This is a genomic window from Sandaracinaceae bacterium (assembly GCA_020633055.1).
GTDB lineage: Bacteria > Myxococcota_A > Polyangia > Polyangiales > Houyiibacteriaceae > JADJJE01.
The window spans coordinates 154,443-172,780 of record JACKEJ010000006.1; the positions used below are offsets into that span (position 1 = coordinate 154,443).

The 18,338-nt window shown below is 72.3% G+C and carries 9 protein-coding genes; 2 read left to right on the forward strand and 7 right to left on the reverse strand.

From position 1 onward, the window contains the following. Position 1 precedes the first annotated feature (1 nt). A complete protein-coding gene (rpsT, locus tag H6726_10060) occupies positions 2 to 262 on the forward strand; it encodes a 30S ribosomal protein S20 (GenBank protein MCB9657980.1) in 261 nt (86 codons plus the stop codon). Positions 263 to 487: 225 nt separating this feature from the next. Here rpsT and holA read toward each other — a convergent pair whose 3' ends face one another. Together holA and H6726_10070 are read right to left on the reverse strand one after the other, a co-directional pair. Further along, entirely contained in the window at positions 488 to 1,486 is a 999-nt protein-coding gene (gene holA, locus H6726_10065) for a DNA polymerase III subunit delta (GenBank protein MCB9657981.1), read from the reverse strand. A gap of 16 nt (positions 1,487 to 1,502) precedes the next feature. Continuing rightward, positions 1,503 to 2,045 (reverse strand): hypothetical protein, encoded by a 543-nt coding sequence (locus H6726_10070; protein ID MCB9657982.1) that lies wholly within the window; start codon positions 2,043 to 2,045, stop codon positions 1,503 to 1,505. Between the two features lie 363 nt (positions 2,046 to 2,408). On the opposite strand from H6726_10070, the gene H6726_10075 reads away from it, so the two are divergent. Next, positions 2,409 to 4,796 carry an ATP-dependent Clp protease ATP-binding subunit gene (locus H6726_10075; GenBank protein ID MCB9657983.1) on the forward strand — a complete coding sequence of 796 codons (2,388 nt, stop codon included), beginning with the start codon at positions 2,409 to 2,411 and terminating at the stop codon, positions 4,794 to 4,796. Between the two features lie 135 nt (positions 4,797 to 4,931). On the opposite strand, the gene H6726_10080 is transcribed toward H6726_10075, so the two are convergent. The 5 genes from H6726_10080 to H6726_10100 are packed head-to-tail and all read right to left on the reverse strand — an operon-like array spanning position 4,932 to position 18,156. Beyond that, entirely contained in the window at positions 4,932 to 5,804 is an 873-nt protein-coding gene (locus H6726_10080) for a DUF2520 domain-containing protein (GenBank protein MCB9657984.1), read from the reverse strand. Then, positions 5,801 to 6,364 carry a nicotinate (nicotinamide) nucleotide adenylyltransferase gene (gene nadD / locus H6726_10085; GenBank protein ID MCB9657985.1) on the reverse strand — a complete coding sequence of 188 codons (564 nt, stop codon included), beginning with the start codon at positions 6,362 to 6,364 and terminating at the stop codon, positions 5,801 to 5,803. Before nadD ends, H6726_10080 begins: the two co-directional genes overlap by 4 nt. Next, on the reverse strand, positions 6,361 to 6,960 hold the full coding sequence (locus H6726_10090; protein MCB9657986.1) for a hypothetical protein: 600 nt from the start codon (positions 6,958 to 6,960) through the stop codon (positions 6,361 to 6,363). The genes nadD and H6726_10090 overlap by 4 nt, the downstream gene beginning before the upstream one ends. Continuing rightward, positions 6,960 to 13,106 (reverse strand): hypothetical protein, encoded by a 6,147-nt coding sequence (locus H6726_10095; GenBank protein ID MCB9657987.1) that lies wholly within the window; start codon positions 13,104 to 13,106, stop codon positions 6,960 to 6,962. The genes H6726_10090 and H6726_10095 overlap by 1 nt, the downstream gene beginning before the upstream one ends. Positions 13,107 to 13,113: 7 nt before the next feature. Further along, positions 13,114 to 18,156: a tetratricopeptide repeat protein gene (locus H6726_10100; GenBank protein ID MCB9657988.1), complete on the reverse strand. Its 5,043-nt coding sequence runs from the start codon at positions 18,154 to 18,156 to the stop codon at positions 13,114 to 13,116. Positions 18,157 to 18,338 lie beyond the last annotated feature (182 nt).

Consider the following 18,338-nt stretch of genomic DNA (forward strand, 5'->3'; position numbering starts at 1 on the left):
CGTGGCCAATCACGAATCCAGCAAGAAGCGCATCAAGCAGACCCTGCGTCGCACCGAGCGCAACAAGCACGTCCGCTCCACCGTCCGTTCTTTCGTCAAGTCGGCCCGCCTCGCGATCGAGTCCGGCGACAAGGCGGCCGCTACGTCGGCGCTGGCCGAGGCCGTGCGTCGCATCGACATGGCGGTGTCCAAGGGCGTCTACCATCGCAAGACCGGCTCGCGCTACATCTCGCGCCTCAGCGCGCAGGTCGCCAGCCTCTGAGTCTCCGGGCCTTCGGGCCCTGCGCGCCAACGCACGGTGCAGCGATACGAGGGCCCCTCGCGGGCCCTTTTCGCGTGTCCGCAGCTGAGGGTGGTAGTCCGTAGCGTCCATGGGCGAGACGCCGACGATGACGGGCCGCTGCGTCCCAAACCCAGCGATTCCCGGCGTCGCCGTGGGTCGTGTCCGAGGCACTGGGGAGCCAAGGCACGAAGCCGCGAGGCGAGCTCACGCCGCGCAGAGACGGAGCACCGCTTCTTGGAGCAGCGCGTCCTCTGGTCGCCGACTGCCCTTCAGGAGCCCGTCCGTCTCGGCCACGACGCTGAACGCGTTCGCGAGATGGGGCAGCGTGAAGCGGCGCGCGGCGCGCTCGAGGTCGCGGGCCTTGAACGGCGGGGCACCCGCTTCGCGCGCGGCGTCTTCGGGTGACATCCCGCTCCCGAGGGCTTGCCGCATCTTGGCCACCATGCGCAGCTGCCGCGAGACCATCGCGAGGATGCGCAGGGCGGGCTCGCGGTCCGCCAAGAGGGAGGACGCAGCGCCTAGCGCGAGGGGCGTGTTCTTGACGCTGATGGCGTCGACCAGGGTCCAGATGGAGTCCGCTCGCACGCGGGTGACGCAGGCCTCGACCGCGTCCATGCCGATGCGTTGCCCCGGTCCCACGAACAACGAGAGGCGCTCGACCGCGTCATCGATGGCGCTCAGGTCTTCGCCCAGCGCGTCCAAGAGCGCCTGAGCCGCGTCGGGGGCGAGCGTGTGCCCGCGGGTGTTTGCTTCTCCGACGGCGAAGTCTCGCAACGCGGCCCCTTTCATGACGGGCGCGGTGTTCAGGAAGCCCGACGACTTCGCGACCTTCGAGAGCTTCCCACGACCGTCGAGCTTGGCAGCCACCAGCACGAGACACGCGGAGCTGCATGGTGCTGCCACGTAGCTGGCGAGGGTCTCTTGGTCCTTCGCGCTGAGGGCGTCCGCGTTGCGCACCAAGACGAAGCGCGAGTCGCTCATCATCGGCATGGTGCGCGCGGCCGAGACCACCACGCTCGCGTCCAGACCGCGCCCATCGAAGCTGTCGTCGTTGAAGCCCGGGATGCCGTCGCCCACCGCGGCGCGACGCAGGCCTGCGATCGCACGCTCGATCAGGAGCGTCTCCTCGCCCACGATGACGTGGACGGGTTGAAACCGCCCGTCTCGCGCGGCGGCGATCACCTGGGGGAGGGACTGGCTCATGGCGCTCCGAGCGGGCTCAGGGTGCGGCGTTGCCACCGGCGGTGAAGTCCACCTCGCCCGAGCTGCGCGGCACCTCGCCGTTCAGCTCGGTGCGCGCCGTGGCGACTTCGCGGTGACGCACGGTGACCACCACCTCGATGCGCTGCCCGGGCGAGAACTGCGGGCGGCGCAGACGCACCGGGTTCACGAACGCCTGCTGCGTGCGGTCGTTGACGAAGACCTCCTGCGTCGTGACCAACGTGCGGCCGCGGGTCACGTCGTAGTAGAGCACGTCGTACTGCACGTCGCCGAGCGGGCGCCCGAAGTTCACGATGAGCTTCGCGAGCCACATGCGCTCGTTGATGGGCCCGCCGCTGGTCTCCTGCAAGCGGCGCGCTGCGTGAGAGCGCCCGAAGCGCAGGAGCGCGCTGGCTTCCATGTTGCGGGGCACCTGAGCCTGGACGATGTACGCCGCGGCGCGGCCCCCCCGCTGGGCGTCGGCGGCCTCGGGGCGCAGGGCCAGCACGCAGAGAGCGGCCGCGGCGAGCGCGAGCGCAAGGGTCAGAGGGCGGTGGATCACGGTCTTCTTCCTCGGTCGTGCGGGCGGTGTTGCCCTCGGGCGGCCCGGGTGGAGCCGCGCGGCGAGGGTACCAGAAGCGGGGCCAAATGGAACGCCACGTCCCGCGTACGGGACCCGGCGAGCCCTGCCGGGACGCAGCGGGGGAGCGCGCATTCATCGCGCTGGTGAAAATCTTCGTCCGATAATTTGGAGCGCGGTGGCCAGTCGCGTTATTGGCCTCTCATCGTGTGTGCCAAGGGGCATGCATTTGGAGGTGCGATGTCGGGCGACGGTGGTGCCGTGAACGGGATAGTCGCCCAAGCGCGACATGAAGCACGGAAGCGAGGACACTCGGTCTCTACGGCCCACGTGTTGCTCGTCCTGATGCACCGGGAACGCGACACTGGGCCGCTCTTGGCCGCGTCCGGGCTCCATGAAGCCGTCTTGCTCGGGCTGCTGTCACGGGACCTCGGGGAGTCGGCGTCGAGCGTTCAGCGCGCCTTCGAGCGCGCGCACAAGCTCGCGGCTGCGCAGGGCCGCGGTGCGAGCGGGCTGCACTTGCTGGAGGCGATCCTGCGCGACAGGCGCGCCGCCGCCGCGCGCGCGCTCGCGGACGCGGGCGTGGACGTGGACCGGTTGGTCACCGTCGTGTGCGAGGCCACTGGGCTGGGCACGCGCCTCGCCCCGGCTGCCCCGGCGCTACCCAGTACGCCGCAGCGGGCGCCGCTGCGTGCCCCTCCGCCACCTCGCCCCCGGACGCCGGCGACGGATCCTCGTGGTCGGCAGCCGGTCGCCCAGCGTCAGCCCACCGATCCGCGACCCAAGGCGCGCCGTGGGCGTCCGTCGGAGTTCCCGGCCGACCCCTCGACGCGCAACGCAGCTCGCATCCACGCCGTGGACATCGTCGAGGCCGCGTCGGGCGTCCACGCGCTGCCCGCAGCGCCGACGGAGCCCTTCGCGCTCGATGAAGAGCTCTGCCCGATGCTCGCGCAGCTCGGACGCAACCTGACCGCCCTCGCCGCGGCTGGCGCGATCGACCCCGTCATCGGGCGCGAAGCCGAGGTCGAACGCTTGCTCGACATCCTCGCGCGACGACGCGGGAACAACCCCGTCCTGGTGGGTCCGCCAGGCGTGGGGAAGACCTCGGTGGTCGAGGCGCTGGCCCTGCGCTTGGTCGAAGGGGGCGACGCCGTGCGTGGGCTCGAAGACCGCCTGTTGATCGAGCTGAGCGCCGGCGCGCTCGTGTCCGGCACCGGGGTCCGCGGCGCCCTCTCCGAGCGCCTCAGAGTGCTGAAGGAGGAGGTCGCTCGCACCGAGGGGCGCGTGGTGCTGTTCATCGACGAGATCCACGCCGTCATCGGCGGCGGTGAGGGCCCGGACGATCTGGCCCACGAGCTGAAGGCGGCGCTGGCACGGGGCGAACTGCCTTGTGTGGGCGCCACGACGGAGGCCGAGTACCGCAAGTACTTCGAGCGCGACCCCGCGCTGACCCGACGCTTCTCGGCGGTCTACGTCGATGAGCCCACGCCCGAGCACACCATCGCCATCCTCGCGGGCATCGCGCCTCGCTACGAGCTCCACCACGCCGTGGCCTACGATCCGGACGCGCTGCGCGCCGCCGTGGAGCTGAGCGTGCGGTACCTGCCCGACAGGCGCCTGCCCGACAAGGCCATCGGCGTCCTCGACCTCGCCGCCGCGCGGGTGCGGCGACGCGGGGGCGACGTGGTCGACGACATCGCCGTGGCCAGCGTCATCTCCGAGGAGGCGCGCGTCCCGCTCGACCGGCTGTTGCTGCGCGACTCCGACAAGCTGCTGGCACTGGAGGAGCATCTCGGGCGTCTCGTCGTGGGTCATGCGCGCCCGCTCACGCGGATCGCCGATGCACTCCGCAAGGGCGCGGCGGGTTTCGGAGGGAAGCGACCGCTCAGCACGTTCCTGCTGCTCGGGCCCACCGGCGTCGGCAAGACCGAGACGGCCAAGGCCATCAGCGAGATCTTCTTCCCGGGGACGCCCATGACGCGCCTGGACATGAGCGAGCTGAGCGAGGCGCACGCCGTCGCCAAGCTGTTGGGTGCGCCTCCGGGCTACCTCGGACACGACGAGGGGGGACAGCTCACCGAGCCCGTGCGCCGCCGTCCGTACCAACTCGTGTTGCTGGACGAGATCGAAAAGGCGCACCCCGAGGTGCTCCTGACGATGCTGCCCATGCTCGACGAAGGGCGCCTGACGGACGCCCGCGGGCGCACAGTGGACTTCACGAACACCATCATCGTCATGACGTCCAACCTGGGCGCGTCCATGAGCGTGGCGCAGAGCAGCGCGCCGCGTATCGGGTTCGGCGGTGGTGGCAGCGCCGACGCCGCGGAGCGCTCCGTGGAGACGCGCGCGATCGCCGCAGCGCGCGCATCGCTGCCCCCCGAGCTCTGGAACCGCATCGACGAGCCGCTCTGGTTCGGCGCGCTGACGGAATCTGACGTGCGCGAGATCGCGCGGCGCATGTTGGAGGGGCTGGCGATGCGTTTGATGGCGGAGCGGCACCACCACCTGCGGTGGGACGACACCACCATCACCGCGTTGATGGCCGCCGGGGGCTTCGAGCCGACGCTGGGCGCCCGCCCCATGAAGCGTGTGGTGGGACGTCTGGTGGAGAGCCCGCTGGCAGAGATGATGCTCCGCGGCGACTTCATGGCGGGCGAGACGGTACGCTTGAGTGGTCGTGGGAGTGAGGTCCTGCTGACCCGCGAGGGCGGTGAGTGCGACGCGGCGCAGTAGTGACCCGGTGACGCGCTGGGTGGTCGTCGCGCTCGCGCTCGTCGAAGGCTTTGTCGCGCGACCAAGACAGGGTTCGCGCGGCGCGCCGGTCTGACGCTGCGCGCGGGGCGCCGGGGCCCGGGTGCGCGCGCGTGCTCAGCGGTGGCCGGGTCGTCCGGATGCGCCCCGCCCGCGCGGGGCGCGTGAGGAGGCGGGCGCGCCGTCAGGGCCCAGCGCCGCGCGTACGGCGCGCGCCTCCGCGCTGGTGAGCCCTGCGTCGATGGCGCAGCCGAGGACCGCGAGCGCGGCGGCGTCGTACACTTCGGCGCTGCGTCCACCCAGTTGCTGGAGCGCGAGGCGATGGGCAGCCACCGTGCTGGCGTCCCCGCGCATCACGGGGCCGGTCAGCGCGGAGGGGACACCCACGTCCTCGACGTTGTCTGCGACCGTCCGCAGCAGGGCGGCCACGGCGCGTTGCGCGCGAGCGCGGGCTACGCCGAGCCGCGTGAGGATGTCGACGCCACTCGCTGCGAGCGCAGCAGCGCCGTTGGCCACCACGGCGGCCGCAGCGTGGTAGGCCGGCCCTTGTAGCGCGACGGACGGGTCGGTCGCGTGCAACACGTGGCCTCCCAGCGCGCGCGCCACCCGCACACCCGCGCGTTTGGCGGTCGGTGTCCCCGCCACCGCGAAGTACGTGCCGGTGAGGTCGGGCGGTGCACGCTTGGACGCGAACGAGGAGAGAGGGTGCAGCGCGCCATGCTGGGAGCACGCCGCGGCCTCCGACACCGGGCGGTTACCAGACAGGTGAAGCACCGGGACGCGACCAACGCGCGGCGCGAGGGCCTCGGCAGTGGCGCGGATGGCCCCGTCGGGGACCGCCAGCAAGACGATCTCGGCCCACGCGATGTCGGCGTCTCGGACTCGCCCGTGTGACCGTTCGCGGATCTGGAGGTCGGCCTTGCGTCGCGTGGCGCGGCGTAGGCCAGCCGCCACCTTGCCGCGCCCCACGACGAGCACGGTGAGGGTCATGGCGACTCCGCGCCGTACAGTCCGTGCGCGCCGATGAAGGCCCGCACCTCGGCGGGGACCCACGAGTCGACGGACTCTCCCTCCAAGAGGGCAGCGCGGATGCGCGAAGAGCTCACCTCCGGCATGACCAACGATGCCTCGTCGTCCGTCACGTAGCCTGCCCGACCCACCACGAGTGGCGGCGCCAGTGAGGCGACGTCCTCCCAGCGGAACCAGCGGTGCGTCTCTCGCAGGATGTCGCTGCCGATCACGAGGCGGAAGCTGGCCGACGGGTGCCGCCGTCGCAGCGCCTCGAGCGTGTGGAGCGTGCGCGAGGGCGCGCCCAGCTCGCGTTCGAGTGTATCCACCGAGGCACCAGGCAGCGCCGCGAACGCCCGCTCACACATGCTGACCCGCTGCTCGAAGCTCGCGCCTGCGGACTTCCCGAGCGCGTGCGCCAGCGTTGGAAGCACCAGCACGCGATCGACTTCGCCCATCGAGAGGGCCCACGCGGCGACCAACACGTGCGCGATGTGTGGGGGGTCGAAGCTGCCCCCGTACACGGCGATGCGCTCGCTCACGTGGCGACCATGATCTTGGCCGTGCGCCATTGGAGGATCTCGCGCCACAGCGGCCTGCCCGAGAGGTCGAAGGCCGCAGCGGCGAGCCGTCCGTCGCCTTCTCGTTCGAGCAGCCCGACCTGACCTTGGCTGAGCGGCCCAGGGGTGAAGAAGTAGCGAGACCCGAAGCGCTTGAGCAAGAGCTCCTTGGAGCGTCCGAAGACGATCACGCTCGCGTTCGCGATGTCGTCCTCCGCGAGCACTGCCTTGTCGTGCACCAGCAGCACCATGCGGTCGTCGAGCATCTCGACCGCGCGGGCAGGGGCGGGCGGCAGGATCTGCAGCGCGCGCAGCTTCTCGAACTCTGCGTCGGCGTCGAGCAGCGCGGCGATGGCTGCCGGGCTGCCGTGCAGTGCCGCGTCCACCGCCGCCCCGAGGAACGTTCCGTCGGTGCCGCCTGTGGCGGCTTTCAGGGATTCCTCGGCCAGCAAGTCCGCCGTGTCGTCTTCCCCCATGTACACCACCGAGTCCGCGCCGGCGTCGCCGAGGAGGAAGTCGAGCGCTTCGCGCAGCGCAGCGACATCCCCGTCCGCGGGGCCGATGAACCCGATGCGCATCAGAGCGAGTCCGCTCCGGCTCGGTGCCGAGCGTCCAGGTACTCCTCCGCGACCGCAAAGCGGAGCAGTGATGCGGTCTCGGGTACCGTCCGCAGCAACTCCGCGCGACGCCGCGTGTCTCCCTCGAGGGCGCGCCCGTTGAGCTTCAGCAAAGCCGACAGGGCGGCGACCAGGTCACCCGTGGCCAGCAGAGCGACGCGATTGCCGAGGTCGCCCGCGGCGAGACCGATCGAGCGTGGGTCGAAGCCCGGTCGCCCAGCCATCTCCACGGCCAGCGGACCCATCTCGTCGCGCACCCGACGCGGCAGTGCCTTGACGACACGCTGCCCGATGTCGGCGAGCTGGGTGGGGTCGACGCCCTCGGGGAGGTAGTTGGGATCGTACGCGTGCACCAACCCGGCCAACGCCATCGCCAGCTGCGCAGGTGGGCTGCGGAGGGCTACGGAGAGCCCCGCCTTGGCGATCTCGCACGCCCGCGCGAAGAGGAAGGTACGCTCGCGGGTGTTCGTGGTCTCGAGCAGCTCGGCTCCCACGACGAGCGTCAGGGGGTTGAGAGAGATCGGCACGCACACGCGCGGCACCGTGTGCGTCACGCGCGGGTGCACGTCCGAGAAGCCGAACCACTTGCCGGCCTCGCTGGCTTCGGCCCGCACGTGGTGTTCGCGCGGCAGCACCTTGTCCAGGTGCAACGACTTCACGTCGAGTGGCAGCACTTTCTCGAGGGCATCCTCCGCTTTCTCGAACACGACGAGCGCCGCGTGGCTGAGGTCGTCCTTGGCGAGGAAGTCCTTCATCGCAGGATCGGCCGCGGCGTGACCTGCCCCTGGGACACCCCCGCGCGTGTCCACTGCCTGACCGGCCTGGGGCTCGGTGATGCCCAGCGCCAACGCAGCGCTCGCGGCGCAGCGGGCCCCGTCACGGCGACCGCGCATGACCATGACGTCCACCAGCGCCACCCAGTTGGCTGGGTTTGCCGGGTCGATCTCGATCGCGCGCCGGTAGTCGCCCACCGCGCGGTTGAGGTGCATGGCCAGCGCCGGGCGGGCGTCTTGACGCTCGAAGAAGGACGCCAACGCGCGCACCACGGCCAGATCCGTGGGGGCGCTCCGGCGCACTTGTTCGAACGCCTGCTCCGCCTCGCGGGCGTGCCCCATGAGCTCCAGCGTGCTGCCGATGCGGAGGCGCAGGTCACGCTTCTGGAGCACGTTCTGTTCGACCTCCACCATGCGTTGCAGCGCGGCGACCGCCTCGTTGACCTTGCCGAGGCGCTGATACAGGGAGGCGAGCCGATCGAGGGTCACCATGTCGGCGGGGGCCAGCTTCAGGACACGTTGAAACGCGGCCTCGGCGCGCGCGTCCTGGCGGATGTGGCGGTCGTAGATGTCGCCGAGCGAGAAGAAGATGAACCGCAGGTTCGCCTCGCGCCGCTCGAGGCGCGCCCAACGGATGAGGGCGCCCTCGGCCTCCGTCCACAGCTCGTCGGTGAGGCAGATGCGCGCCAACCGCTCGAGCGAGTCGCGGCTGTCGGGATGCAGCGCGAGAGCTGCTCGGAGCGCCTCCCGCGCAGCCACGTTGTCGTTCATCTGCTCCGCGAGGGCCGCCTGGGCCACATGCAGACCCGCTACCGTCTCCGTGTCTCCACCACGAGCGAGCCGCTGAGAGATGAGCGTCGCCAGCCGGTCGTGGGCCGAGCGCGCCTCCAGCAGCTCGCGCATTCGAACGAACACGGAGCGGTGCGTGATGTCGACCGCCACCGTACGCTCGAAGGCGGCTAGGGCGCGTTCATCCTCGTGCTTGTCTTGGAACAGGCAGCCGGCTTCGTACCAGAACGCGGCCGCATAGGTCTCGTCGGGGGCGAGCTTCGCGGCCTCGACGAACGCCTCTGCGGCAGGCAGGGCGTAGCCGGCCATCGCCCGATAGTGTCCTAGGAGCGCTGCGGCCACGGGGTGGGCGAGCACGGCCTCTTCGCGACCGAGCTCCGCGGCCGCGCCCTGCGCCCCACCGTCGGCGCTCCTGTGGCCCGCGGCACGCAGGCAATGTGTCGCTCTCTCCAGCGGGGCGTCTGTGAGGTCCGTCAGTGCGCGTAGCGCCTCGGTCGCTTGTTCGCGTTCTTGACGGGCTTCGGCCACGGCCAGCCAGCGGCGTGCTACGCGTGGGGTCTTGGCGCTGCGCCGTGCGTGCGCGAGGTAGAGCGCGTCTCCCGCCGCGCCGTCGTCGGCTTCGCGCACCTCTTGGCGGCTGGCGAACGGCAGGTACGTCGCGATGTCCTCTGGAGCCGTCAGCGCCCGCAGGAGCCGCGCGGACATCTCGGCGACGTCGGCGCGCCGACCCTGATCCATGTACAAGCGCTCGAGCGCACGCAGCGTCGGGATGTGCCCTGGGCGCGCGTCCGCGAGCTCACGCAGGGTGAGCGCGGCCGCGGCGGCGTCCCCGCGCGCTTGCAGATCGAGGTCTGCCAGCGCGCGCAGCGCCTCGACGCGAGCGTTCGGGTCGTTGGACTCCTCGGCTTTCCGAAGCGCGGCGAAGCGGCGCTCGCCGACGCGCGCGTGCTCGCCCGCGCGGAGCTCCAAGCGGTCGATACCTGCGCGCGCCAGTGCGTCGCCCGGGCTCGACTCGAGCACGAGCCGATAGCGGGCCGCCGCCTCGGCGTGCTCGCCGGTTGCCGCGTGCAACCACGCGGCCCGCAGCCGCAACAGCCGTGCCAACGCCGGCGCGCTGGCGGCGACGGAGTCGGCGAGCTCGTCGAGGCGCTGCTTGGCTGCCCCCGGGTCCGCCGACGCGACCAGGTCCACCAGGGTCACGTCGTGTGGACATTCGTCCAGCGCACGGCAGAGGTGCTCGAGCGCCTCGGCCGCGCGGGTATCGGCCTCAGCGTCTGCATTGGCTTCGGACGCGCCTCCGTCGGCGCCGGCGTTGGCCAGACGCAGGGCGGCCTCGGCGCGCATCAGGGGGTCCTCCGCCAAGTCGAGCAATGCCTCGGCCGCGCGACGTCGCCAGCTCGCAGCGGGGTGCTGGGGGTCGCCCGCGTGGCGGCGCCCCAGGGCGTCGAGCGCCCATACGGCGGGCGCCGACTGCGGGTCGGCGTCGATCGCGCGGTAGAGCGCGTCGGCCGCGGCGCCCGGGTCCTGCGAGAGCCAGTCCGCCGCAGCGCGATACGGCGCGGCCGCAGCGGTGCCGCGCGCGTTCGCGGCCTCTTGGAGCAACAGCGCCCCCGCCTCCTCGGGGCTCTTGGCCGCCATCATGCGCGAGAGGGGGCGCGTGACGAGCGGGTTGCCTGGCGTCAGCTCGTGAGCCTGTTGCAGCACTGCCACGGCGGACTGCGGGTCACCGCGCCCGACGTGGATGCTCGCGAGCGTGAGCAACGGCGAGAGCTGACGCGCGCCCTGCGTTCGTTCCGCCTGGCGCTTGAGCGCCTCGGCCATGCCCTCGTAGTCTTCGCGTTCCGCGGCGACGTCGAAGCCGATGACGTCGCTGCTCAGCGGTGCCTCGGCGCTCTCGCGAGCGTTGCGCAGCAAGGTGGCCTCGTCGTCGATGGCATCGACCGCTGCGAGCCGGGCCGCCGCGACGATGGCGCTGGTCTCGGCCTCGGCGACCGCGACGCGCGTCATGGCCGCAGCGCCACCAGAGCGGCGGGCGAGGGTCTCGCGCAGGACGCGGGTCGCCGCGAACTCGGGGTCCGCGATGGCGGCGCTGTCGAGGGCCGCCGCGGTCCCCGCGTCGTCGCCTACGACCGCGGCGGCCTCAGCCAGCGCGAGGTAGGCCTCTGCGCGATCCGTGCCCGAGGTGCTCTCGGCCCAGGCCCGCGCGCACGTGACCGCGCGCTCCTTGTCGCCCGTCGCGACGGCGAGGTGCGCGGCCAGCTCCCGGCCCGCGCGGAAGGGCGCGTCACCAAGCATCGTGAGCGCGGCGCCCTCGTCGCGCTTTGAGACGAGCAGCGCCCGAAAGCGGCGCACGGCGGCGTTCGACACGGGGTCCGCCTCGAGGCGCGCTTCCATGGCCTGGACGTGTTGGAGCGCGTCGGGCGCCCCGAGACCCAGCGCCGTGCGTGCAGCCCCCAGACGCGCCGTCATGCTCTCCTCCGCTGCGTCGAGCGCTCGCCGGTAGAGGTTCGCTGCGATCGGGACGGCCCCGTTGCGCTCGTGCCGCATGGCGGCCTCGACGTACAACGCGGCTCGAATGCCGGGGTCTTGCGAGGCGTCCGCGGCCTTGGAGAGCGCGTCCCGCTCACGCGCCGCATCGCCGCGCGCGGCGGCGGCCTCGGCAGCCAGCAGCGCGAGCGGCAGCGACCGCGGGGCCAACGCCAAGCCAGCGCGGGCGCTCTTCTCTGCGTCCGCGTCGCGACCCTCGGAGAGCTGGAGCTCCGCCAGCAGGCTGAGCGTCAGGGCCTTGTCGTCTGCCGACAGGGGGAGCCGCGTCTCCGCCTCCAACCGCGTGATGGCCGAGTCGATGTCGAACCGCCGCAGCGATTCCTGACGCAGCGCGCGCAGGGCGACCGCGTCGTGCGGGTCGGCCTCGTGAGCCTGCGACAGCAGGTGCAGCGCGTCCTCCGTCTGGCCCAGCTGCTGCGCCAGCTCGGCGGCGTTCGTGAGGAGCTGGGCCTTCTGCGGGCCGATGGCGGCATGCGCGAGGCTCTCGAGCAGCCCGCGACGCGCAGCGAGGGTCTCGTTGGAGCGCCCGACCAACGGGAAGGCCTCCGGGCGCTTCTTTCGGCCGCGGACCGTGCGGCGGGCGGCCTCGGCGCCTGCGTCCGGACGCGGTCCAGGACCTGCTGGGGCGGGCGCGTCGAACTCGAGCTCGGGCTCGTCGTCGTCGTCGTCGTGTTGGGCTGCGCGGGGCGCGTCGAACTCGAGCTCGGGCTCGTCGTCGTCGTCGTCGTGTTGGGCTGCGCGGGGCGCGTCGAACTCGAGCTCGGGCTCGTCGTCGTCGTCGTCGTGTTGGGCTGCGCGGGGCGCGTCGAACTCGAGCTCGGGCTCGTCGTCGTCGTCGTCGTGTTGGGCTGCGCGGGGCGCGTCGAACGCGAGCTCGGTCCGCGCGCCCTCGGCGGGTGAACCGTCCCCAGGCCCTGCGGACGGCCCCGCGGCTTCGATGGCGTCCCGGATCGCGGGCGTGCTCGACTCGGCCAGCGCCTCGGCAGGGGCGTCCGCCTCCGTGCCGGGCCAGAGGTCCTCGTCGCCTCCGGGCGCAGCCGGGGCCGGGGACGCTGGAGGAGGTGCCGTGTCGGACGGACCGAAGTCGAGCTCGGGGCCGTCCTCCCGAGCCGTCGAGGGCACGTCATCCGCCCACGCGTCGAACCCGTGGTCGGGCGTCGCGTCCAAGCTGTCGTTCTCGGGCACGGGCACCGCCGGCGACGACCCGCCACGCGCTCCTTCGTAGGGGGGGGGCGCATCCCACAGGGCGTCGTCCCCAGAACGGGCTGTCGGGTCTGCGCTCGCGCTGGTCGCTGGGGCGTCGGTCATCAGGTCACCCAGCAGCTCGCTGAGCGCGTCGGGTGCTCCGTCATCGTGCGATGTCAGCGGCTCGAACTCGAGGACAGGTTCGTCGTCGTCGTCATCGTCATCGTCATCGTCCTGCGCGTCGTCGTCCGTCCAGTGCTCCTCCCCACTCCGGCTCGCGCCCGCGTCCGCCTCGATCGCAGGTGCGCGGGCCGCGTCACCGTCGGACGGCGCCCCCGCGACGTCGACCCTGTCTGCAGCGGCATCGTCGTGCGCTGGAGGCGGGGCCGTGGGTCGTTCGGTCTGGCGCTTGCGACCCAGGGCGGCGAGCATCTCGACGGGCAGCTCGACCACCCGGGTCGCCTCGTTGGGCTCGTCATCGTCCCAAGAGGTCATGGGATCGAACGGAGGCGCTGCGGCCCCAACGGGTGCGGGAGGCGGCGGCAGCGCGCTGGAGGGCGTGGGGACGGTCACGCGGTCGAAGGCGGGGGGGAGCGGTGTCCGCGGCACCGCCGTGACGCGCTCTTCAGGTGGCGGGGGTGTGCTCGGCCGATAGAGGCCGCGCGACGGCGGGGGAGTGGCGGGAGCCGCGGTAGGCGCCTTGCGTTCCTCCTCTGGAGTGCCTCGCTCCGCGTCGCTCTCTCGGCCGAGGTCGCTGAAGATCTCGTCGAACTCGAGGTCCAGGTCGTCGTTGTCGTCGGTGGGATCGCTCATGGGTGTATCACGACGCCAGTCCGAGCTCGCGCCGCAGCGTGAGTGAGCTTCGGGACGTCCAGTAGAGGATCAGGTCTGAGAGGAGAGGGCTGCTCTTGATCTCTGCCACGCGGGGCTCGCGCCCGTGCAGGTGACTGAGAGTGCCGTGCAGGTCGCCCGACACCACCAGCCCCGCGCGCGCCGCGCTGAGCTGAGCGGCTTGGCAGTAGCTCACCAGCGTGGCACCTCCACCCGGGATGCGCGGCGCCAGCTCGTTCGCGGCCTTGCGTACCTTGCGTGGCATGGCCTTCCCGATGGCTCGGGTCCACTCCGCCATCGTGGGCAGCGCAGACATGGCTGGGAGCGCGACGTCGGCGGCAGCGGCGGCGGCGGCCAGCAGCAGGGCTCCCTCTTCCGCGGGGCGATCCAGCCAAGCGATGGACCCCGCGTACGTGGCGAAGGCCGCACGTCCGGCGTGGTATCGCCGGGCCGTGTCGAGTGGCGCCAACACGCCCGGCCCCACCACCCACGTCGAGCGCTCTTTCTTGCCATGGAAGGCGGTCACCCGGGCGGCGTCCGAGCCCCCGACGTACACGTCTCCCAGTGGGGCGCACAGCGCTTCGCTGATGGCGTTGAGCTCGTCGCGGAGCGGGCTTGGCTTGGTCGACGTGAGGTCGCCACGACCGACGTGAAACAGCGCGGGCTCCATCCCCACGGCGGTCGTCAGGCTCTCGCCGACGAGCTGGGCGAACTCGGCCACGACGCCGTCGTCCCCAGGCGCGCGCAGGAGGTTCAGCACGCTGGCGTCGAGCGGATGCCCGGCGCGTACACGGCGCACGATGGCGGTGTGCTCGTCGGCTGCGGCGCGCTCCTCCGGAGTGGCGACGCCCACGGCCAAGAGCGTCTGCATCGCCAAGAAGGTGAGGTCTTTCTCGCCCCGCAGGCGGGCTGCCGCCACGAGCACGCGTGGCAGCTCGGGGCTGAACTGCCCGCTCGCCGCCTCACGTCCGGCAGCTTCGAATGCCTCGGAGAGCACCCGGCGCTGTGTCGGGTCTTGGATCAGCCCACCCAGCGCTTCGAGCGCGGCGATGTCGGTGGGCACCGCGCGCAGCGCACCGCGAAAGCACTCGATGGCGGTCGAGCGGTCGCGGAGCTCGTCACGGGCGATGGTGCCGGCGCGGCGGAGCGCGGCCGCGCCCACGTCGGGCGGCGAGCAGTCGTGCTGCTGTTGGAGGGCCCGGATGGCCTCCGCGGGCAGCGCGCCGCGGTCCGCGACGTCGGCGATGCGCTCGTACAGCTCACTGTTGCCGAACCCCAGTGGTTCGAGCGCGCGCAACTCGGCGATGGCGTCTGCCGAGCGTCCGAGCTTCTTCTCGAGGAAGTCGGCCGCGCCGAGACGGGCGATGCGTCGCTGGGCCGGTGGGACGTCGGCATTGGCCAGCCCCCTCAGCGCCGTCACTGCTTCCGCCCACTGCTCGAGCGTGACGTGAACCTCGACGGCCAACGCCAGACCGCCCGGGTGATCCTCCTCCAACATGAGGAGGTTCTCGAGCGACTCCAGCACGTCTTCGCGTCCCCCACGCGCGCGCCGCAGACGTGCCTGCTCGTAGTACAGCTTGGGCATCTCGTCGGCGTCGTCGACCGCAGCGAGCCGGGCGTCCACGAGCTGCAGGAGGGCGTCGTCGTCCTTGCGCTCGGCGAGGAGGTCATGCAGGCGCCAGAAGGGAATCGGCCTGGACGGGTCCAGCGCGAGGGCAGCACGCAGGCGCTCCTCGGCTGCCGGGTCGTCGCCGATGTGGTCCATCAGGCACACGGCCGCCTCCTCCAACAGTTGCGCGCGGAGCTCCCCGTCCACGCGGCGCGCGAGCTTGTCGCAGGACTCCGCGACGCTGTCGTAGTCGCCCACCTCACGCGCCGCGACGCGCAGCGCCTCCCACGCTGTCAGGTCCTCCGGGTCCTCCTCCAGGGCAGTGCGTAGCTCTCGTACCGCGGTCTCGAAGTTGCCAGCAGCGAGCTCCGCGCGAGCGCGCGCGGTCATGACCGTGTGTCGGACACGACGACTGGAGACCGACGAGCGCCCCGCGAGAGCGAGCGCGCGCGCCGCGGGCTCGGTCGCAGCGTCGCTCGTCTCGTCGACGGCCGCTGCGGCTTCCAGCGAGGCGCGAGCGCTCCCGAGCAGGTCTTGTGCCCACAAGAAGGCGTCCGTGGCGGCGTCGTCGTCTCCCGCCAAGTAGCGCGTGCGGATGGCGTGCAGCTGCAGCTCGCGCTTCGTGCTTTCGTCGCGCGCGATGTTCGCGAGGTCCCGATAGGCGTTGGCTCGTGCGAGGTGGCCTTGGTCACCAGAGCTCAGGCCACCATCACGGAATGCCTCGAGGAGGGCACGCACGGCTCCCGTCGTGGTGCGCTGTGCGCGTCGCGTGCTGGCGAGCTCGGCTTCGAGCACGGCGTCCACACCGTCGAGCACGTTCGCGGCGCCATCCAAGCCACCGCTCGCGACGTCGTGTTCGCGGGTGCTGTCGTCGCTTGCGTCGGCGGTGGGTCCCTCGCTGGGGGCGCCACGGTGCCCTCGGCTCCCGCCGTCCGTGTGCGCGAACGCGGCTTCGAGCTCGCGCCGTACAGGGTCCTCCGCGCCGAGCCGCTCGACCAGGGCGCTCATGCTCGCGCTCAGGGCGGCGTCCGCGCCGAGCACATCGTCGCCGTGCGCCTGCAACGGCATGTAGAGCAGCGCCGCGGCCGCGGCAGCCCGCGTCGATGCGTCGTCGGCCTGCAGCGCGCTCTGCAGCTGAGTCAGCGCCTCGCCGGAGTCTCCGTCCATGAAGGCCGCGCGCTCGCCCAACATCAAAGCCCCGCGCATGGAGGCGCTCCCCGCCGATGCGACGCGGTCGCGCTCCGCCCGTGCGCTCAGGGCCTCGCGCAGCAGCTCCGCGTTCTTGGTGCGTCGGGCGAGGCGCTCCAGCGCCCACACCGAGGCGATGGCGTCGGGGTTCTGCGCGAGCGCCTCGCGATAGGCGTCTGCCGCCACGGCGTGGTCTTCGCCCATCTCCGCTGCAGCGCCCGCGAGCAGCAGGTTGACCTCGGCCTCGGCCCCGCGCTGCGCGTCCGCCGCGTTGCGCAGGAGTTGCACGACCTCGTCCGCGTCACCCCGTGCGCGGAGGATCTCCTCTAGGAGCGTCACGGCGTAGCGGCTTCCTGGAGACTCCGCGAGCGCCGCTCGGAGGGAACGTTCCGCGCCGTCGGTGTCCTTCTGGCGCAGTCGCGCGCGCGCCGCCGCGACGTGGTGCGCCGCCGCGACCTCCGGGCTCACCCCCACCGCCAGCGCGTCGTGGGCCAGCGCGAGGAGGCCGTAGTTGCGCGACAGGGCGCCCTCCATGCGTGCAGCGTCTCGGACCCACCCCTCCGCGTCTGGATCCTCGAGGGCGGTCACCAGCAGCTCGTGCGCGGCTGCCTCGTCGTCGAGCGGCCCGAGCAGAAGCTCGAAGCGCTCTCGCAGGAGCCGTGCGCGCTCGCGGGCGGGCGTGTCTCGCTCCACCAACGCGGCCGACACGTTGTTGGCGGTCGTCGCGTCGCCGGCGCGGATCGCGGTCTCGTAGGCCTCGCGCAGCGCGTCCGTCGGATCGGTCGCCGCCAGCACGGCGTCTCGAAAGAGCTTGCTGGCGCGTGCGTTGTCGTCCAGCTCGGTGGCCGCCAGCTGCGCGGCCCATCCGAGCCACTGGCTGCGTGCGTTACCTGAGACTGCCGCCGCTCTCGTCTCCAGCAGCGCGAGCTGCGCAGGGCCGTCTCCAGTCCGCGCCAACAGATCGCGCAACGCCACCCGGACGGTGACCGCGTTGGGGTCCGCGCTCGAGGCGCGTTCGAGCGCTTCGCGTTGACCGCTGTCGTCGCCTTCGGCTCGTGCAGCCTCTGCGACTCGGAACCACAGCGCACCCGCCAGCGCGGGGCCGGCGTCGCTGGCGAGAAGCTCCCGTGCGTCCGCTGCTGCCCCGTGGAGGTTGCCCGCGCGTTCGTGGGCGAGCATGTGCTCGTAACGCAGCAGCGTATCTCGAGGCGTGAGTCGAATCGCCTCGTCGAGCGCCACGAGCGCTCCCGTCGCATCGTACAGGGCGTTGGCGCGCAGCTGCGCAGCTTCGAACCAGCGCGCGGCGGCGGTGGCATCGCTCGTGGCGGTGGCATCGCTCGCGGCGGTGGCATCGCTCGTGGCGGTGGCATCGCTCGCGGCAGTGGCATCGCTCGCGGCAGTGGCATCGCTCGCGGCAGTGGCATCGCTCGCGGCAGTGGCATCGCGCGCGGCGCGTTCATCCGCGGGGGCGCTTTCGTCGGTCTCCGGGCGCCCAGCTGCGCCGAGGGCGGCCTGGCCCTCGAGCGCTCGCACCTCCCAGGTGGGTCGCTCGTGCCGCTGCGCGAGGCGCTCCATCGCGTCGTAGATGGCTCGCAGCTCGCACCCCTCGGCGGAGGCGCGCGCGAGGGTCTCGAGGGCCTCGTCGGCGTCTCCGGCGGCCGCGAGCGCGACCGCGAGGTCCACCGCGAGAGTGGCTCGCAAGACGGGGTCGGTCGTCGTCGCGACCCGGCTGCGAAGCGCGGAGAGCACATCATCCGGGGACTGGTTCGCGCGGGCGGCGAGCTCCAACGTCAGCGCGATGAGCGCGTTGTCGGGGGTCGCGGAGAGTGCGTCCGACAACATGGCTTGCACTTCGTCTGGAGGCTGACCTTGGTCTTCCGCCAAGTTGGCCAGGTCGAGGCGAGAACCCGCCGCAGCCTCTGCGTCCAGCTTGCGTTCCGCTTCGTAAAGGCGACTCAGGTGCTTGAAGTTGCGCTTGCGTTCGAAAGCGTTGACCAACTCCGCCAGGGCAGGGCGGAACGAGGGCTGCTCGGAGTACGCGCGCAGGTGCGCCTTGAGCGCGTCCGTTTCCCGCCCTCCCAGCGCGGTGAGCGCGAGCCCCAGCTCGTGCAAGAGCGCCGCCTTCTGTCCCGCAGGGGTGCTCTCGTCCACGCTCTCGAGGGAAGCCTCCAGCCAGTCGACCCGCCACGCTGGGCTGAAGACGTCGGCGTCGCTGAGGTCCGGGATGCGCGACACGGCCGGAGGTGGCGGCACTGCGTGGGGTGGGAGCGCGGTGCGGCGTGGCGCCCCGCCGCCCAGGCTGTCTGGCGCACGAACCGCTGAGGGTCTGGCGCTCGGCGCCCCTGGGAAAGGGCGCGGCGGGGGAGGCGCGGGGCGCGGAGGGGCGCCCGGGACGGGCGGCTTCGGCACGAAGGCAC